Source organism: Microbacterium sp., assembly GCF_047607465.1.
Classification (GTDB): domain Bacteria; phylum Actinomycetota; class Actinomycetes; order Actinomycetales; family Microbacteriaceae; genus Microbacterium.
Genome location: NZ_JASGCY010000072.1, coordinates 75,961 through 91,426, shown reverse-complemented (window position 1 = coordinate 91,426; position 15,466 = coordinate 75,961). Strand labels below are relative to the sequence as shown.

Sequence of the window (15,466 nt, the reverse complement as noted above, 5' to 3'; positions counted from 1 at the left end):
GACCACGGGCGGCGATCCGACACGTGAGCACGTGTTCGCGATCACCTCCCTGACCGCCGCTGACACCACGTCGGCGACGCTCGCAGCGCTCATCCGCGGGCACTAGGGCATCGAGAACCGGCTGCACTGGGTCCGAGACGTCACCTACGACGAAGACCGCTCCCAGATCCGCACCGGCCCAGGACCCCGAGTGATGGCCACGATCCGGAACCTCGCCATCACCATCCACCGCCTCAACGGCGCGACCAGCATCACCAAAGCCACCCGCCACGCCATGCACAACCCCGAACACGCCCGCCACCTCACCAGACTTCGAGAAAGCCATGCGCACGCGCCGGGTTCTGAACTGAAGTGCAACGCTCCCGACTTGATGGCGGCGGTCCGCGGAGGGGAGGCGGGAGCGCGACACGCGTGATCGGTCGCGCCCCCTCGACGGTCTCTCGCGAGCCGTGCGGGGGCGGGCGGCCATCGGATGAGAGCGCCGCGCATACGCCGTACCGGGATCTCGCCCTACGGCTGCTATGTCGAAGTCGCCTTCGAGCGAGAGACGCTGGGTCTTGTGGAACGAGGCGGGCAGATTGGTGCCGAAGCTGTTGTTGCCCTTGGCGTCCAGGACGATGTTCGGCAGCGGGCGATGCGGCTGCACCGCCATCCGCTCACGGTCACGACCAGCGCGACGACCCCGGCGCCGACGATCGCGGCGATCACGCCGGCGAAGAGCGACCAGCCGGACGGGCGCAGCCAGCTGCGGGCGCGCAGGTGGCGGGCACTTTGTCGGGCCGATTGCCGAATGTCGGGCCGATCCGGCCCGACACGCCGAGGCACCGGCATCCGCACCCGACAAACCGACCACCGACCACCCCGCAAACCATTCGAATCCGACGCAGAAGGGCGTTCATCCAGGTGGTCTGGCTACGATGTCCCTACCAGCCGCATGCCCAGAGGAGCCCAGTGGGACTACTTGACAGCTTTGAGAAGGGTCTCGAACGCGCCGTGAACGGCGCGTTCGCGAAGACCTTCCGCAGCGGCATCCAGCCCGTCGAGATCGCATCGGCGCTTCGCCGCGAGGCCGACACCAAGGCGTCGGTCGTCAGCCGCGAGCGCATCCTCACCCCCAACAGCTACGTCGCGCGCCTCAGCCCCGACGACGCGGAGCGGATGCGGGGACTCGGCGGCGCCCTCACCGACGAGCTCCACGCGCTGCTCACGAAGCACGCGAAATCGCAGGGTTACAGCTTCGCCGGCCCCCTCTCCATCGCCCTCGAAGCCGATGACAAGGTCGCCACCGGCACCGTGCACGTCGACTCTGGCACGGTCGAAGGCCGTGTCAGCTGGCGGGCCGTCATCGACGTCGGCGGCCGCCGCCACCCGATTGCGAAGGCCCGCACGATCATCGGACGGGGATCGGATGCCGACATCACGATCGCCGACGCCGGATCGAGCCGCAAGCACGTCGAGATCCTCTGGGACGGCGAGCGCGCCATGCTCCGCGACCTCGGATCGACCAACGGCACCAAGGTCGCCGGTCGCAAGGTGAGCGAGGCGCCGCTGCCCAGCGGCACGACCATCACGATCGGCCGCACCGACCTCGTCTTCACGATCGTGCCGACCGCGGCGAGGCCTCACCGCGACGACGACGCGACCCGCGTGTTCGGGGTGATCTGATGCCCGCTCTTCGTCTCGCTGCGCTCGCTCAGGAACCGGGAGGTCTCGCTGCGCGGTTCCTGAGCGAGGAGCGCAGCGACGAGACGAAGGGCGCTCAGGAACCGGCCGCAACCTCTCTCGCGCGAGGGGAGAAGCACTGATGCCCGAACTGCCCCTCCTCCTGCTGCGCATCGGGTTCCTCCTGCTGCTGTGGTTCTTCGTGTTCGCCGTCGTGTACTCGCTGCGCGCCGACCTCTTCGGCGTGAAGGTGCGAAAGCTCCCCGCCGAGCAGGCCGCAGGCGCGGCATCCGCTCCCCCCGCGGCGAGCGCGGCCGCACCCGTACCGCCGAGGCCGGCGGCCCCCGCCCCGGCGTCGGCGAAGCCATCGACGGGGCCGGCGACCACCGCGAACGCCAAGCGCCTGGTGATCACCTCGGGTCCGAAGGCGGGGCTCGAACTCGCCCTCACCGGCGACAGCCTCTCGATCGGCCGCTCGAGCGAGTCGGCGCTGGTGATCCGCGACGACTACACCTCGAGCCACCACGCCCGCCTGCAGGTGCGCGGCGACACCTGGACGATCCAGGATCTCGACTCGACCAACGGCACGTTCGTCGACGGCAAGCGCGTCTCGGGCGCCGCCGTCTCCCTCACGCTCGGCAGCCCCATCAAGGTGGGCGCCACGACCTTCGAGCTGCGGGCATAAGGCGCGCATGGTCTTCGAGGGCTCGAGCGCCGCGATCTCCCACACCGGGAAGGTCCGCTCCAACAACCAGGACTCCGGATACTCCGGCGCGAACCTTTTCGTCGTCGCCGACGGCATGGGCGGCCACGCCGGCGGAGATGTCGCCTCGAGCCTCGCGATCCAGCGGCTGCAGCCCCTCGATCGCCCCTACCGGTCGACCGACGACGCCCAGGCGTCGCTGCAGGCGGCGACGACCACCGCGGCCGGCGACCTCATCCGCGCCGCCAAGGAGCGCCCGGAGCTCGCGGGCCTCGGCACCACCCTCAGCGCCATCATCATGGTCGACGACTACGCCGTCATCGGCCACATCGGCGACTCGCGCATCTATCTCTACCGCGACGACGCGCTCACCCAGATCACCACCGACCACACCTTCGTGCAGCGCCTCGTCGACTCCGGCCGCATCACCCCCGAAGAGGCCCGCTACCATCCGCGCCGCTCGGTGCTCATGCGCGTGCTCAGCGACATGGATGCCGACCCCGAGCTCGACATGTTCGTCATGCACACGCAGCCCGGCGACCGCTGGCTGCTGTGCTCCGACGGGCTCTCCGGTGTCGTCGACGAGGCGCACATCCTCAAGGCGATGCGCCTGGGCGCGGCCCCCGGACGAACCGCCGACAGCCTCCTCAAGCAGGCTCTCGACGGCGGCGCCCCCGACAACGTCACCATCGTTATCGTCGACGTCGGCGGGGCGCACGCGATCTCGTCCGGCACCCCGACGATCGTGGGATCGGCGTCGAACCCGACGAACGTGGTCGTCCCCGCCGCCCGCACCTCGCTGAGCAACTGGCTGCACCCGGTGCGTCAGGCGGCGAACGAGCCCACCCATTTCGAACCGGCGGCCGAGTACCTCGAAGAGCTCATCGAGGAGGACCGTCGGCGCGCGAAGCGCCGCCGCCTCGGTTGGATCGCCGGGATGCTCGTGGTGCTCCTCATGCTCGGCTTCGCGGCCTTCGCCGCCTACAGCTGGACGCAGACCCGCTACTTCGTCGGTGCCGACGAAGACAGTGTGACGATCTACCAGGGCGTGCAGCAGAACATCGGTCCGATCACTCTGTCGACGCCCCTGCTCGACACCGACATCCTCCTCGCCGACCTGCCCGAGTACCAGCGCCTCTCGGTCGAGCGCACGATCACCGCCCGCTCGCTGTCGGATGCCGAGGCGATCGTCGCCCGCCTGCAGGCCGTCGCCGACGCGAACGCCGTGCCCACATCACTGCCCACGGCCACGCCGACCACCGAGCCGACGCCGGCGGAGGATGCCGGATGAGCACCGACGTCGCCGCCGACACCAGCGTCATCAAGGCGCTGCGCAAGCTCCGGATGCCGCAGACGCAGCGCAACCGGGAGTTCTGGCTGCTGCTGTTCGCCACGGCGATCAGCGGCGGCGCCCTGACCCTCGTGCAGCTGGGGGCGCTGGGCACGATCGACCCGATGATCCTCGCCATCGGCGGGGGACTGGCCGTGCTCGCCTTCGCCCTGCACGTCGTGCTGCGCATCGTCGCCCGCGACGCCGACCCGTTCGTGGTGCCCATCGCGACGCTGCTCACGGGCCTCGGCATCGCGATGATCTACCGCATCGACATCGCCAAGGCCTACACCGGCTGGGCCGCGTATTCGACGAAGCAGCTCGCGTGGACGGCGATCTCGCTCGCCGGCGCGATCGCCGTGGTGATCCTGCTGCGCAACTACCGGGTGCTGTTCCGCTACACGTACATCTTCGGCCTCTCCGGCATCGTGCTGCTGCTGCTGCCGCTCGTGCCCGGTCTGCGCGTCGACGAGGCGAACGCGGCGGTGTGGGTGTCGCTGGGCGGGTTCATCTCGTTCCAGCCCGGCGAGATCGCCAAGCTCTGCCTCGCCGTCTTCTTCGCCGGCTACCTCGTCCGAACGCGCGAGAGCCTGGCGTCGGTGGGAACGAAGTTCCTCGGCATCACCTGGCCGCGCATGCGCGAGCTCGGGCCGGTGCTCGTGGTCTGGGTGATCTCGCTCGGCATCATCGTGTTCCAGCGCGACCTCGGCACCGGAACCCTCATCTTCGGCATGTTCGTGGCGATGCTCTATGTCGCCACCGGCAAGACGAGCTGGGTGCTCATCGGCCTGAGCCTCGTGCTCGCCGGCGCCGCCGTCGCCACCCAGGTGCTCAGCTACGTGCACGGCCGCTTCATCAACTGGCTGTTCCTCTTCGACCCGGATCAGGTCGACCCCGACGGCGCAGGGTTCCAGCCCATGCAGGGTCTGTTCGGCCTCGCGCACGGCGGTCTCGTCGGCACGGGCTGGGGCCAGGGCCGCCCCGAGGTGACGCCGCTCGCGCAGAGCGACTACATCATCACCAGCCTCGGCGAGGAGATCGGCCTCATCGGCCTGTTCGCGGTGCTCTGCCTGTACATGGTGTTCGTCAGCCGGGGCCTGCGCATCGGGCTCGCTGGTCACGACGACTTCGGCAAGCTGCTCGCGACCGGCCTGTCGTTCACGATCGCGCTGCAGGTGTTCATCATGGTCGGCGGCGTCACCCGGGTCATCCCGCTGACGGGTCTGACCACGCCGTTCCTCGCGGCGGGCGGGTCGTCGCTGGTCGCGAACTGGCTGATCGTCGCCCTGATGCTGCGGATCTCGGATGCCGTGCGCTCCCAGCCGAGGATGGTGATCGGATGACCCGAGAACTGCGACGGATCAGCATCGTCATGCTGTTCATGTTCCTCTCGCTCTTCGCCGCGACGAGCTGGATCCAGGTGATCGACGCCGACGCTCTCGGACAGCATCCGAACAACAAGCGCACCCAGCTCGACAGCTACGAGATCCAGCGCGGCGCGATCATCGTCGACAACGTGGCGATCGCGTCGTCGACCCCGAGCGGCGACAAGTACCAGTTCCAGCGCGTGTACGCGGACGGCGCGATGTGGGAGCCGGTCACCGGCTACTTCAATGCCGCGCTGCAGTCGTCAACCGGTATCGAGCAGGCCCTGAACACGGAGCTCGCCGGCACCGGGACCAACGCCTTCTTCGCCGAGGTCGAGCGCATCGTGTCCGGCCAGCCGCAACACGGCTACAGCGTCGAGCTCACCCTGAACACGGCCGCACAGCGCGCCGCCTACGAAGCGCTGCAGGGCCTCGAGGGCGCCGTCGTCGCGATCGAGCCGAAGACGGGCCGCATCCTCGCCATGGTGTCCACGCCCGGCTTCGACGCGAACCTGCTGGCGACGCACGATGCGGATGCCGCGAACAGCGTGTACGACCAGCTGGTGGACGACCCGGTGAAGCCGCTGTACAACCGGGCCATCGCCGGCGACCTCAACGCTCCTGGATCCACCTTCAAGATCCTCGTCGCCGCCGCCGCCTTCGCCAGCGGCGACTGGACCGGCGAGTCGACCCTGCCGAACCCCGCCCGCTACCAGCTGCCGCAGTCGGACGACACCGTGTCCAACGCCTGGGGCGGCACCTGCGGCGACGGCGACACCGTGACGATCGCCGAGGCTCTCCGGCTCAGCTGCAACATCCCGATGGCCGAGCTCGCCGTCGAGCTCGGCGACGAGAAGATCCGCGAGATGGCCGAGAAGTTCGGCTTCAACCAGAGCTTCGAGATGCCCCTCGTGTCGACGCCGTCCAGCTATCCCCGCGGCCTCGACGACGCGCAGACCGCGCTGACGGGCTTCGGCCAGGGCACGGTCACAGCGACCCCGCTGCAGATCGCGATGGTCGCGGCGGGCCTGGCCAACGACGGCGTGGTGATGAACCCCCGCATGGTCGACGCCGTGATCGGCAACGACCTGTCGGTGGTGCGCTCCTACGAGAACACCGAGTTCGCCACGGCGACCGATGAGGACGTCGCCGACGAGGTCACCGCCGCGATGGTCGCGAGCGTGGCTACGGGCGCGGCGCAGGGTGCAAGAATAGACGGGGTCGACGTGGCCGGCAAGACCGGCACCGCGGAGAACGGAACAGATCCGTACACGCTGTGGTTCACCGGCTTCGCGCCGGCGGACGATCCGGCCGTGGCGGTAGCAGTCGTCGTCGAAAACGGCGGCGGTAAAGGGCGATCCGGGAGCGGTGACACCATCGCCGCTCCGATTGCGAAGAAGGTCATAGAGGCGGTGCTGGGCAGATGAGACCGACGCAGGGTGTGTCGTTCGGTGGTCGCTACGAGCTGCTGTCGCGTATTGCGATCGGCGGCATGGGCGAGGTGTGGGAGGCGACGGATCACGTCATCGGACGCACCGTCGCGATCAAGATCCTCAAAGACGAGTACATGGGCGATCCGGGGTTCCTCGAGCGCTTCCGCGCCGAGGCGCGCCATGCCGCGCTCGTCAACCACGAGGGCATCGCCAGCGTGTTCGACTACGGCGAGGAGAACGGCTCCGCCTACCTCGTCATGGAGCTCGTGCCGGGCGAGGCGCTGTCGACGATCCTCGAACGCGACGGCGCGCTGAGCGCTGACAAGACACTCGACATCGTCGCCCAGACGGCCTCCGCGCTGCAGGCCGCGCACGCCGCGGGCCTCGTGCACCGCGACATCAAGCCGGGGAACCTGCTCATCACCCCCGACGGCCGGGTGAAGATCACCGACTTCGGCATCGCGCGCATCGCCGACCAGGTGCCGCTCACCGCGACCGGTCAGGTCATGGGCACCGTGCAGTACCTCTCGCCCGAGCAGGCGTCCGGTCACCCGGCGTCCCCCGCGACCGACACGTACTCGCTCGGCATCGTCGCCTACGAATGCCTCGCCGGCAAGCGCCCGTTCACGGGCGGGTCGCAGGTCGCGATCGCGATGGCGCAGATCAACGAGCAGCCGCCGCCGCTGCCGCCGACCGTCCCTGTGCCGGTGCAGAACCTCGTCATGGCGATGATCGCGAAGAAGCCAGGCGACCGTCCGTCGTCATCGGCGACCGTCGCGCGTGCCGCCCAGGCGCTGCGGCGCGGCGACCTGAACTCCGCGGCGATCGCCGTCCCCGCCATCGCCGCAGGCGTCGGCGCCGACGATGCGACCCGCATGCTGTCGGCATCCGGCGATGAGGGCGCCACCCGCATCCTCGCCACCACGGCGACGCTGCCCACCGAGCGCGACGTCGTCGAGGAGCCCGCCGAGAAGAAGAAGCACAGTCCGTGGACGTGGCCGCTCGTCGCTCTCATCACGCTGCTGGTGATCGTGCTGGGCGGAACGCTGTGGGCGCTGCTCGCTCCGAGCAGCGCCGGCGACGCCGAGAAGACGACCCCGCCGCCCTCGACGAGCCAGTCCCCCGCGCCGACCGCGTCCGACACCCCGACGCCGGAGCCGACGCCGATCAACGTCGACGCGCTCGGTCTCATCGGCCTGTCGTGCGACGAGGCGCTGCAGATCGCGACGAATGCCGGACTCGTGCCCTCCTGCAAGGAAGGCACGACCCCGGCGTCGACGGAGGAGCAGGTCGGCACGGTCGAGAAGCTCGACCAGCGCGGTTCGCTCCAGAAGGGCGACTCGCTCACGCTGATCCTGTTCACCAGCCAGGTCACGATCCCCGCTCCTGAGAACGCGCCCACCTTCGCCGGCGACATCGTCGAAGGCGAGGAGGCGACGCTCAACTGGACGAACTACAACTGCCCGAACGGTGCAGACACCCTCGTCGCCTACGAGGTCACGCTCACCAACGGCACGTTCTCCGACGGCAGCACCGTGCGCAACTTCGACGCCGACACGCGCACCAGCACGTTCACCGTCAAGAAGGGCACCGTCGGCCAGGTCGTCACCGCGACCTACCAGGCCTTCTGCGGCGAGCGTGCGTCCGGAGCGTCCCCGCAGGGACAGTCCACCGCGATCAAGGCCGCCGACAGCGGCTCGACAGACGCAGACGCCGACAGCAGCGGAAGCGGCGAATGACGCGAAGGCGTCATAGGCTGATCGAACCGTGATCGTCTGTCATCCGAGGGGGTTGTGAAGCTGTGTCCACTGAGCCACGTGTTCTCGCGGGTCGATACCGCGTCGACGAGCTCATCGGTCACGGCGGCATGGCCAAGGTGCACCACGGGTACGACCTGACCCTCGGGCGCGACGTCGCCATCAAGATCCTCGATCCGGAGCTCGCGCGCGACACCGCCTTCCGCACCCGCTTCCGCCTGGAGGCCCAGGCCGCATCGCGCATGTCGCACCCGTCGATCGTGCGGGTGTTCGACGCGGGCGACGACCTGTCGACGAACTCGGGTTCTTCGACGGGCTCCGGCGCACACGACACCGTCACCCCCTACATCGTCATGGAGCTCATCCACGGCACCCTGCTCAAAGACATCATCGCGACCGGCCCCGTGCCAGAGGCCGACGCGGTGAGATACGTCGACGGCATCCTCGAAGCGCTCGACTACTCGCATCGCGCCGGCGTCGTGCACCGCGACATCAAGCCCGGCAACGTCATGGTGACCGACAAGGGCCAGGTCAAGGTCATGGACTTCGGCATCGCCCGCGCCGTGTCCGACTCCTCGTCGACGGTCGCCGAGACCACGCAGATCATCGGCACCGCCGCGTACTTCTCACCAGAGCAGGCCAAGGGCGAGCCCGTCGACGCGCGCACCGACATCTACTCGACGGGCGTGGTCCTGTACGAGCTGCTCACCGGACGCCAGCCCTTCCGCGGCGACTCGCCGGTGGCTGTCGCCTATCAGCACGTGAGCGAGACGCCGCTCGCACCCAGCGAGGTCAACGAGGACTCGCCCGCCGCTCTCGACCCTGTCGTGCTGCGCGCGCTCGCGAAGGATCCGTACCAGCGCTTCCCGGATGCGGCGAGCTTCCGTTCCGCCCTCGATGCCGCGGTGGACGGCCGCGCCCCCAGCCGCAAGGAGATCGGCGCCCTCACCAGCGAGCTGTACGGGCCGAGTCCGCGCCAGGCGCAGGAGACCGCCCGGTCGCTGCGCCAGCTCTCCACCGACACGACGATGACCCGCACCCAGGCGGGTCCGCCCGCGGCCTGGATCTGGGCGGGCGTCGCGCTGCTCGCCGTGCTGCTGGCGTCGGTGCTGTTCTGGGTGATCTCGATCAGCCGCATCGACAGTGTCCCCTCGGGCTCTCCCACCGTCCCCAACATCGTGGACGTGTCGGCCGATCGCGCCCAGCACACCCTCGACGAGCTCGGGCTCACATCAAAGCTCGTGCTCGAGTCGAGTCCCGACATCGCCGAGGGCAACGTCATCCGCACTGATCCTGCCGCCGGCGTCTCGGTCGCCAAGGGCGACGAGATCACGGTCTACATCTCCTCCGGCAAGGAGACGGTGACGGTGCCGCCGCTCGTCGGGCTGCCGCTCGCCGAGGCCGAGGCGGCCCTGAAGGCGGCCGGCCTCAAAACCGGCACGATCACACCGCGAAACGACAAGGACCTGGCCGCCGACACCGTCATGGAGGCGAGCGAAGAGGCCGAGAGCGAGGTCGCACCGGGCACGGTCGTGAACCTCTTCGTCGCCAGCGGCCGCGTCGCGCTCGAGGACATGACCGGCTTCACGCTCGATGCCGCGACGCGCAAGCTCGAGGAGCTGGGGCTCGTCGCCCAGCCCGAAGCGCTCGAGGACTGCCCGGCGACGGACCCGGCGACCGTGGTGTCGATGTCCGTCGCCCCCGGTGACGTCGACGTGGCCTCGACCGTCGGCCTGCGCTACTGCACCGGATCCGCGGACTGACGGCTCCGCGCACACGGATGCAGCCGCTCCGCGCGGGCGACGGCATCCGTCCCACCGATCGAGGCGAGCCAGTTCGCGAGCAGGCGATAGCCCCCATCGGTGAGCACGCTCTCGGGGTGGAACTGCACCCCGACGACCGGCAGCCCGGTGTGCTCGAGCGCCATCACCGTGCCCGTCTCCGTCCGCGCTGTCACCCGCAACTGCGCGGGAAGAGCGGATGCCGCGACCGCCAGCGAATGGTAGCGGCCGACGTCGAAGGGCGAGGGGATGCCGTCGAAGAGCCACGATCCGTCGTGCTCGACCGATGACACCATGCCGTGCATGAGCTCGGGGGCCTCGGAGACGGGGGCGCCGAAGGCCTCGGCGATGCACTGGTGGCCGAGGCAGACGCCGAGGAGCGGAATGCGGTGCTCGGCGGCCAGGCGCACGATGTCCAGCGACGCTCCGGCATCCGTGGGGGAGCCGGGCCCTGGGGAGATCATGATCGCATCCGGGCTCCGCACCAGGCCCAGGGGGCCGAGGGAGGTCGCGTCGATCGCATCGGCTTCGACGATCTCCGTTTCGGCGCCGAGTTCGTGGAGGTACCCGACGAGGGTGTGCACGAAGCTGTCGTGGTTGTCCACGACGAGCACGCGCGTCATTCGACGTCGACCTCGCCGGGGGCGATGATGGGGCTCACCCACGGGAACACGTACCAGAACAGCGCGTAGAGGATCGCGGCGACGAGCACGAGCACGATGAACAGCTTCAGCCACCACGGGCCAGGCAGCAGTCGCCAGATTGCGGCGTACATGGTCTCATTCCTCCTAGAGCGACGGCGCCGCGGGTGGGGGCGGGGGATCGGTGAGCGCCGCGGGCGGGCCCTCGGCGCGCGGCTGGAAGCTCTCGAACACCCCGTAGGCGACGATGCGCTCGGCCAGCGAGTACAGCGGAGAGCAGGCGGTGAGGGTGATGTACTGCTCTCCGGTCTCGGCGCCGGGCATCTGCGGCACGTCGAGCAGCACGTCGGTCTGGTTGGGCTTGACGTACTCGAGCGTGCGGAACCGGTAGGTGAACCAGCCGTCGGGCGTCTCGACGACGATCGCGTCGTTCAGCTGCAGCTTGTCGAGCTGGTTGAAGGGCTTGCCCCAGGTGGTGCGGTGCCCCGCCATCGCGAAGTTGCCCGGTTCGCCTGGCATCTTCGAGTTCGTGTAGACCCCGATGCCGAGCTTGTCGAGTGTGCCTGCGCGCGTCGTTCCGCCGTAGATGCCCTTGTTGTAGTCGGCCCCGAAGCGCGGAATGAGCATGTTCGCCATCCACTGACCCTCGATCGGGGCGACGGGCACCACCGGCTGGTAGACGACGGTGCCGTCTTCGGTGGTCTCCGACGGCGGGAGCGCCGGAGGCGGCGAGGAGGCGAGCTCGCGCGAGATCGCCGCGCCCTCCTCGTTCTTCTGCGCGTTGATGATGATGTCGCCGATCCACATCTGCCAGGCGACGAACAGCAGCACGATCACGCCCGCCGTCAGCAGGAGTTCGCCGAGGACGCTGGTGAACGTCGCGCGAGGACGCGGGCGGCGGCGTCGCTGACGCCGGGTCGCCAGCGCGGCGGATGCACTCATGGCGCTGATCCTATCCGGCATTGCTGTACGGCGTCCCGCGCTGCACGGCATCCGCTGTTCCTGAGTCCGAGGGGTGTCCGGGTAAGATGTCGGCATGGCACGAGACCGCAAGACCGAAGAAGCCGAAGTGACGCGCGCCGAAGGCGACGCCGCGCCCAACGCCGTGTGGTTCAAGCCGGTGATGATCGGCTTCATGCTGCTGGGGCTCGTGTGGATCCTCGTGTTCTACATCTCCGGCACGACATTCCCGATCCCCGGGCTCGGCAACTGGAACCTGGCGATCGGCCTCGGCATCGCGCTCATCGGCTTCCTCATGACCACGCGCTGGCGCTGACCGGCATCCGCTTCTTCAGGCCCCTCGCTCCGGCGGGGGGCCTTTGCTTTCATCCGGGCCCGAGTTATCCACAGGTCTTTCCACAGCTGGGGAGAATTACACCGGTGTTATTCACATCAGCGCACAACCCTGTTAACAACGGATGATCAGCCCAAAAGGATCAGTGGGGGAACGACGAACACGACCACCGTCAACCCGATGGTGATGACGGCGAGCCACACGATCTGCCAGACCCGCTGTTCGCGACGCCGGGTGCGCGTGTACACGAAGGCGACCAGTGCCCCCGCGATGACGCCGCCGAGGTGCGCCTGCCAGGAGATCCCTCCGACGAAGACGCCGAAGAAGAAGTTGATGCCGAGGATCACGAGGATCCCGGTGACGTTCGCCCCGATGTGCCGTCCGATGATGAGGAGGGCGGCCATCAGGCCGAAGATCGCCCCGGATGCGCCGACGACCGCGGTCAGCGGTGCCAGGCATGCGGCCACGACCGAACCGCCGAGCCCGCTGATGAGGTACAGGGCGAGGAAGCGCGTGCGTCCGAGCATCGGCTCGAGGATCTGTCCCAGCATCCACAGCGAGAGCATGTTGAGCCCGAGGTGGACGACCCCGCCGTGCACGAAGAGCACGGTGAGCAGGCGCCACGGCTCGAAGGGGTACGGCGAGAAGCTCGGATACAGGTAGGGGGAGGCGAAGCGCAGCTGCTCGGTGATGAGATCGCCGGCGCCGGGGATCAGCTGCAGCAGACCGATGAGCACGGTGACGGCGAGCAGCGAGTAGGTGACCACGGGGCGCCCGCTGCGCACGACGGTCGCAGTCTGTCCACCGCCCCAGCGACGGGCCGCCCGCTTCTGCGCTGGCGTGCGGTTCTTGCGATCGGCCTTCATGCACTCGGGGCAGATCACCCCGACCGCGGCCTGGGTCTGGCACTCGGGGCAGATGGTGCGCATGCACCGCTGGCACAGCGCGAAGCTCTGCCGATCCGGATGCCGATAGCAGTAGTTGTCGCGATTGCTCGTGAACTCGGGGCTCGTCATCCGGATCGGCTCACTCGGCCTCAGGCAGCGACGATGTCGATCGACTGCAGCACGACCGGCTCGATCGGCCGGTCGCCGGCAGCGGTCGGGACGGCGGAGATCGCGTCGACGACGGCCTTGGACGCGTCATCGGCGACCTTGCCGAAGATCGTGTGCTTGCCCTGCAGCCACGGCGTCGGGTCGGTGGTGATGAAGAACTGCGAGCCGTTGGTGCCCTCGGCCTGTCCGGTGATGGCGTTGCGGCGCAGGCCCGCGTTGGCCATCGCCAGGACGTAGGGCTCGTTGAAGTCGAGCTCAGGGTGGATCTCGTCGTTGAAGGTGTAGCCGGGGCCGCCGACACCCTGACCGAGCGGGTCGCCGCCCTGGATCATGAAGTTCGGGATGATGCGGTGGAAGACGACGTCCTTGTAGAGGGGGCCCTCTCCCGGCTTGCCGGTGGCGGGGTGCGTCCACTCCTTGGTGCCGTCGGCGAGGCCGACGAAGTTCGCGACCGTCTTCGGGGCGTGGTCGCCGAAGAGGTTGATGACGATGTCACCGTGGTTGGTGTGCAGAGTTGCGACATGAGAAGCGTGAACCATGCCTGTATTCTCGCAGAGCTTGCCGATGAGCAGCCCGTGCAGGGCACGATTCGCACGATGGCGCACGGCGGCGATTCCCTCCCGGCATCCAGCGAGGCGTGGCAAGATGGGGAACCCGTACTCCACATCGACAGGAGAGCATCGTGAGCCTCAGCCGCAAGCGGAAGAAGGAACTGCGTCGTCTTCAGGAAGACGCGAACCAGCTCTGGGAGAACCAGCAGGTGCTCGTCGGCCACGCCGCCGACGTCGCCCGCGAAGCCGGCCGTCAGCTCGGCAACTTCAATCGTGAGCAGGTCGTCCCTGTCGTGCAGGACGCCTACAACCGCAAGGTCGCACCGGTCGTCGACCAGGGCGTGCGCTTCAGCCGGCACGTCGTCGACGACAAGGTCGTCCCGATCGTCGGCGGCGTCGTCGGCACCGCGCTGAGCGCGTGGGACATCGCCAACGCCAAGCGCCAGGGCATCGCGCCGCGTTCGCGGGTCGTCGTCCCCGAGAAGAAGGGTCCGGGTCTCGGCTCGGTCATCGCCCTGGTCCTCGGCGCGGCGGCGGCGGTCGGCGTGCTATACGCCGCATGGCAGGCGCTGCGCGCCGACGACGAGCTCTGGGTCGCCGACGACCCGCTCGCCGCCCCCGACGCGTGACGGACGGACCGCACGACCCGCACGCGCGGGTTCGGGATGCTGCGGCATCCCGCGGTCTCGACATCGAGATCAGGAAGCGGCCCGAGGCGAAGAGCCTGCACGAGGCGGCGGCGGCGCTGGGGCTGGACCCATCGGACATCGTGAAGACCCTCGTGGTGAAGACCCGTTCGGCGGCGCACCCCGAGTACCTGTTCGCGCTCGTCCCGGGCGGCCGGTCGATCTCGTGGCCGAAGTTGCGCGCCCTGCTCGGCGTCAACAAGCTGCGCCTGCCCGAACCCGAGCTCGCCCTCGCGGCGACCGGATACGAACGCGGAACCATCGTGCCGATCGGCAGCGCGAACGACTGGCCCGTGTACGCCGATGAGTCGATCGTCGGCCGCCGCATCGCCATGGGCGCCGGTGCGCACGGCTACAGCCTCTTCGTCGACGCCGACGACCTCCTCGCCGCCTACGGCGCGACGGTGGCTGACATCTCGGTGCCTGAGGAGCGGTAGCTCCTCGTCTGGGTTCGCTCGGTCAGAGCCCGGCCATCCCCAGGGCGATGTCGACCAGCTTCACGCGCTGCAGATCCGCGATGGCCGCCCGCGGGAACCACTGGGCCATGTCGGTCGACCCCTCCGTCTCGTACCGCAGCCGGCCCCCGATCACCTCCGCCCGGTAGACGATGCGCAGCGTGTGCAGCGGGACTGGCGACTTCTGCACACGGCGCCGCGCGGGGATCACGCTCGAATGGATGCCGAGCAGCTCTGCGACCTTGACCGCGTACCCCGTCTCCTCGCGCAGCTCGCGGCGCACCGCATCCTCCGGCGCCTCTCCGGGCTCCAGGCCCCCGCCTGGCATCGTCCAGGCCGCCCGCCTGCCCTCGATCCACCGCGCCAGCAGGATGCGATCTTCGTCATCGGTGACGACGGCATATGCCGCGACGCGCATGTCCATGGCTCACACCATAGTCCGCACGGGCGAGCGGCGGCGGCCGGGTCACGCGTGGGGCTCTCGCGGCAGGCTCTCGCGGCAGGCTCTCGCGGCAGGCTCTCGCGTCCGTCTCTCGCGTCCGTCTCTCGCGTCCGTCGACGACGGCCGGATGGGGTAGGGTCGTCTGCATGACCCGCTGGTATGCGTATTTCGAGTCGGCTCTGGAGGGGCCGTCGCGACACTGACGCGCACCAGCATCCCTTCAGAGCCGACAAGCCAGAGCATTCGCTCTGGCTTTCGCCGTTTCGGCGGGCTCTGCACCGGGTCCGCCCCGCACCGGACAGGACCCTC

At 69.1% G+C, this 15,466-nt stretch carries 17 protein-coding genes; 11 read left to right on the top strand and 6 right to left on the bottom strand.

The annotated features are described in order from the left end of the window. The first annotated feature begins 193 nt into the window (after nucleotides 1–193). The 8 genes from QM568_RS10695 (at nucleotide 194) to pknB (ending at nucleotide 10,015) form a co-directional block, all read left to right on the top strand. Nucleotides 194–415 (top strand): hypothetical protein, encoded by a 222-nt coding sequence (locus QM568_RS10695; protein WP_415138632.1) that lies wholly within the window; start codon nucleotides 194–196, stop codon nucleotides 413–415. A gap of 536 nt (nucleotides 416–951) precedes the next feature. Further along, on the top strand, nucleotides 952–1,665 hold the full coding sequence (locus QM568_RS10690) for an FhaA domain-containing protein (RefSeq protein ID WP_415138626.1): 714 nt from the start codon (nucleotides 952–954) through the stop codon (nucleotides 1,663–1,665). Between the two features lie 139 nt (nucleotides 1,666–1,804). Beyond that, nucleotides 1,805–2,347 (top strand): FHA domain-containing protein, encoded by a 543-nt coding sequence (locus tag QM568_RS10685; RefSeq protein ID WP_415138624.1) that lies wholly within the window; start codon nucleotides 1,805–1,807, stop codon nucleotides 2,345–2,347. Nucleotides 2,348–2,354: 7 nt separating this feature from the next. Then, complete coding sequence (locus tag QM568_RS10680) at nucleotides 2,355–3,656, top strand: PP2C family protein-serine/threonine phosphatase (RefSeq protein ID WP_415138622.1); 1,302 nt, start codon at nucleotides 2,355–2,357, stop codon at nucleotides 3,654–3,656. Next, nucleotides 3,653–5,038: an FtsW/RodA/SpoVE family cell cycle protein gene (locus tag QM568_RS10675; RefSeq protein ID WP_415138620.1), complete on the top strand. Its 1,386-nt coding sequence runs from the start codon at nucleotides 3,653–3,655 to the stop codon at nucleotides 5,036–5,038. The genes QM568_RS10680 and QM568_RS10675 overlap by 4 nt, the downstream gene beginning before the upstream one ends. Further along, nucleotides 5,035–6,489, top strand: coding sequence for a penicillin-binding transpeptidase domain-containing protein (locus QM568_RS10670; protein WP_415138618.1), 1,455 nt, complete (start codon nucleotides 5,035–5,037; stop codon nucleotides 6,487–6,489). The genes QM568_RS10675 and QM568_RS10670 overlap by 4 nt, the downstream gene beginning before the upstream one ends. Then, entirely contained in the window at nucleotides 6,486–8,234 is a 1,749-nt protein-coding gene (locus tag QM568_RS10665) for a protein kinase domain-containing protein (protein ID WP_415138616.1), read from the top strand. Before QM568_RS10670 ends, QM568_RS10665 begins: the two co-directional genes overlap by 4 nt. A 62-nt stretch (nucleotides 8,235–8,296) precedes the next feature. Next, nucleotides 8,297–10,015 carry a Stk1 family PASTA domain-containing Ser/Thr kinase gene (pknB, locus tag QM568_RS10660; protein WP_415138614.1) on the top strand — a complete coding sequence of 573 codons (1,719 nt, stop codon included), beginning with the start codon at nucleotides 8,297–8,299 and terminating at the stop codon, nucleotides 10,013–10,015. Here the strand turns inward: pknB and QM568_RS10655 are convergent. The 3 genes from QM568_RS10655 to QM568_RS10645 are packed head-to-tail and all read right to left on the bottom strand — an operon-like array spanning nucleotide 9,991 to nucleotide 11,616. Then, nucleotides 9,991–10,656: an anthranilate synthase component II gene (locus QM568_RS10655; protein ID WP_415138612.1), complete on the bottom strand. Its 666-nt coding sequence runs from the start codon at nucleotides 10,654–10,656 to the stop codon at nucleotides 9,991–9,993. The two genes, pknB and QM568_RS10655, sit on opposite strands and share 25 nt — an antisense overlap. Then, complete coding sequence (locus QM568_RS10650; protein ID WP_415138610.1) at nucleotides 10,653–10,808, bottom strand: hypothetical protein; 156 nt, start codon at nucleotides 10,806–10,808, stop codon at nucleotides 10,653–10,655. Before QM568_RS10650 ends, QM568_RS10655 begins: the two co-directional genes overlap by 4 nt. Before the next feature lie 13 nt (nucleotides 10,809–10,821). Further along, nucleotides 10,822–11,616, bottom strand: coding sequence for a class E sortase (locus QM568_RS10645; protein WP_415138608.1), 795 nt, complete (start codon nucleotides 11,614–11,616; stop codon nucleotides 10,822–10,824). A 94-nt stretch (nucleotides 11,617–11,710) separates the two neighbouring features. On the opposite strand from QM568_RS10645, the gene QM568_RS10640 reads away from it, so the two are divergent. After that, on the top strand, nucleotides 11,711–11,950 hold the full coding sequence (locus QM568_RS10640) for a cell division protein CrgA (RefSeq protein WP_415138606.1): 240 nt from the start codon (nucleotides 11,711–11,713) through the stop codon (nucleotides 11,948–11,950). Nucleotides 11,951–12,096: 146 nt separating this feature from the next. On the opposite strand, the gene QM568_RS10635 is transcribed toward QM568_RS10640, so the two are convergent. Together QM568_RS10635 and QM568_RS10630 are read right to left on the bottom strand one after the other, a co-directional pair. Then, the gene (locus QM568_RS10635; protein WP_415138604.1) at nucleotides 12,097–12,984 is read right to left on the bottom strand and encodes a rhomboid family intramembrane serine protease; all 888 of its coding nucleotides are present in this window, start codon (nucleotides 12,982–12,984) and stop codon (nucleotides 12,097–12,099) included. Nucleotides 12,985–13,004: 20 nt separating this feature from the next. Then, nucleotides 13,005–13,562: a peptidylprolyl isomerase gene (locus tag QM568_RS10630; protein ID WP_415138602.1), complete on the bottom strand. Its 558-nt coding sequence runs from the start codon at nucleotides 13,560–13,562 to the stop codon at nucleotides 13,005–13,007. Nucleotides 13,563–13,705: 143 nt separating this feature from the next. Between QM568_RS10630 and QM568_RS10625 the strand changes: the two genes are divergently transcribed. Together QM568_RS10625 and QM568_RS10620 are read left to right on the top strand one after the other, a co-directional pair. Further along, entirely contained in the window at nucleotides 13,706–14,203 is a 498-nt protein-coding gene (locus tag QM568_RS10625) for a DNA helicase (RefSeq protein ID WP_415138600.1), read from the top strand. Nucleotides 14,204–14,265: 62 nt separating this feature from the next. Then, a complete protein-coding gene (locus tag QM568_RS10620) occupies nucleotides 14,266–14,697 on the top strand; it encodes an aminoacyl-tRNA deacylase (protein WP_415138630.1) in 432 nt (143 codons plus the stop codon). 22 nt (nucleotides 14,698–14,719) lie between these two features. Here the strand turns inward: QM568_RS10620 and QM568_RS10615 are convergent, their stop codons facing one another. Further along, entirely contained in the window at nucleotides 14,720–15,139 is a 420-nt protein-coding gene (locus tag QM568_RS10615; RefSeq protein WP_415138598.1) for an NUDIX hydrolase, read from the bottom strand. Between the last annotated feature and the right edge of the window lie 327 nt (nucleotides 15,140–15,466).

What these genes read in the sequence shown, in the direction of transcription:
- QM568_RS10665 (WP_415138616.1), top strand. Translation starts at nt 6,486, where the DNA reads ATGAGACCGACGCAGGGTGTGTCGTTCGGTGGTCGCTACGAGCTGCTG.
- QM568_RS10675 (WP_415138620.1), top strand. Translation starts at nt 3,653, where the DNA reads ATGAGCACCGACGTCGCCGCCGACACCAGCGTCATCAAGGCGCTGCGC.
- QM568_RS10630 (WP_415138602.1), bottom strand. Translation starts at nt 13,562, where the DNA reads ATGGTTCACGCTTCTCATGTCGCAACTCTGCACACCAACCACGGTGAC.
- QM568_RS10645 (WP_415138608.1), bottom strand. Translation starts at nt 11,616, where the DNA reads ATGAGTGCATCCGCCGCGCTGGCGACCCGGCGTCAGCGACGCCGCCGC.
- QM568_RS10635 (WP_415138604.1), bottom strand. Translation starts at nt 12,984, where the DNA reads ATGACGAGCCCCGAGTTCACGAGCAATCGCGACAACTACTGCTATCGG.
- QM568_RS10680 (WP_415138622.1), top strand. Translation starts at nt 2,355, where the DNA reads ATGGTCTTCGAGGGCTCGAGCGCCGCGATCTCCCACACCGGGAAGGTC.
- QM568_RS10685 (WP_415138624.1), top strand. Translation starts at nt 1,805, where the DNA reads ATGCCCGAACTGCCCCTCCTCCTGCTGCGCATCGGGTTCCTCCTGCTG.
- QM568_RS10650 (WP_415138610.1), bottom strand. Translation starts at nt 10,808, where the DNA reads ATGTACGCCGCAATCTGGCGACTGCTGCCTGGCCCGTGGTGGCTGAAG.
- QM568_RS10695 (WP_415138632.1), top strand. Translation starts at nt 194, where the DNA reads ATGGCCACGATCCGGAACCTCGCCATCACCATCCACCGCCTCAACGGC.
- QM568_RS10670 (WP_415138618.1), top strand. Translation starts at nt 5,035, where the DNA reads ATGACCCGAGAACTGCGACGGATCAGCATCGTCATGCTGTTCATGTTC.
- QM568_RS10640 (WP_415138606.1), top strand. Translation starts at nt 11,711, where the DNA reads ATGGCACGAGACCGCAAGACCGAAGAAGCCGAAGTGACGCGCGCCGAA.
- QM568_RS10615 (WP_415138598.1), bottom strand. Translation starts at nt 15,139, where the DNA reads ATGGACATGCGCGTCGCGGCATATGCCGTCGTCACCGATGACGAAGAT.
- QM568_RS10655 (WP_415138612.1), bottom strand. Translation starts at nt 10,656, where the DNA reads ATGACGCGCGTGCTCGTCGTGGACAACCACGACAGCTTCGTGCACACC.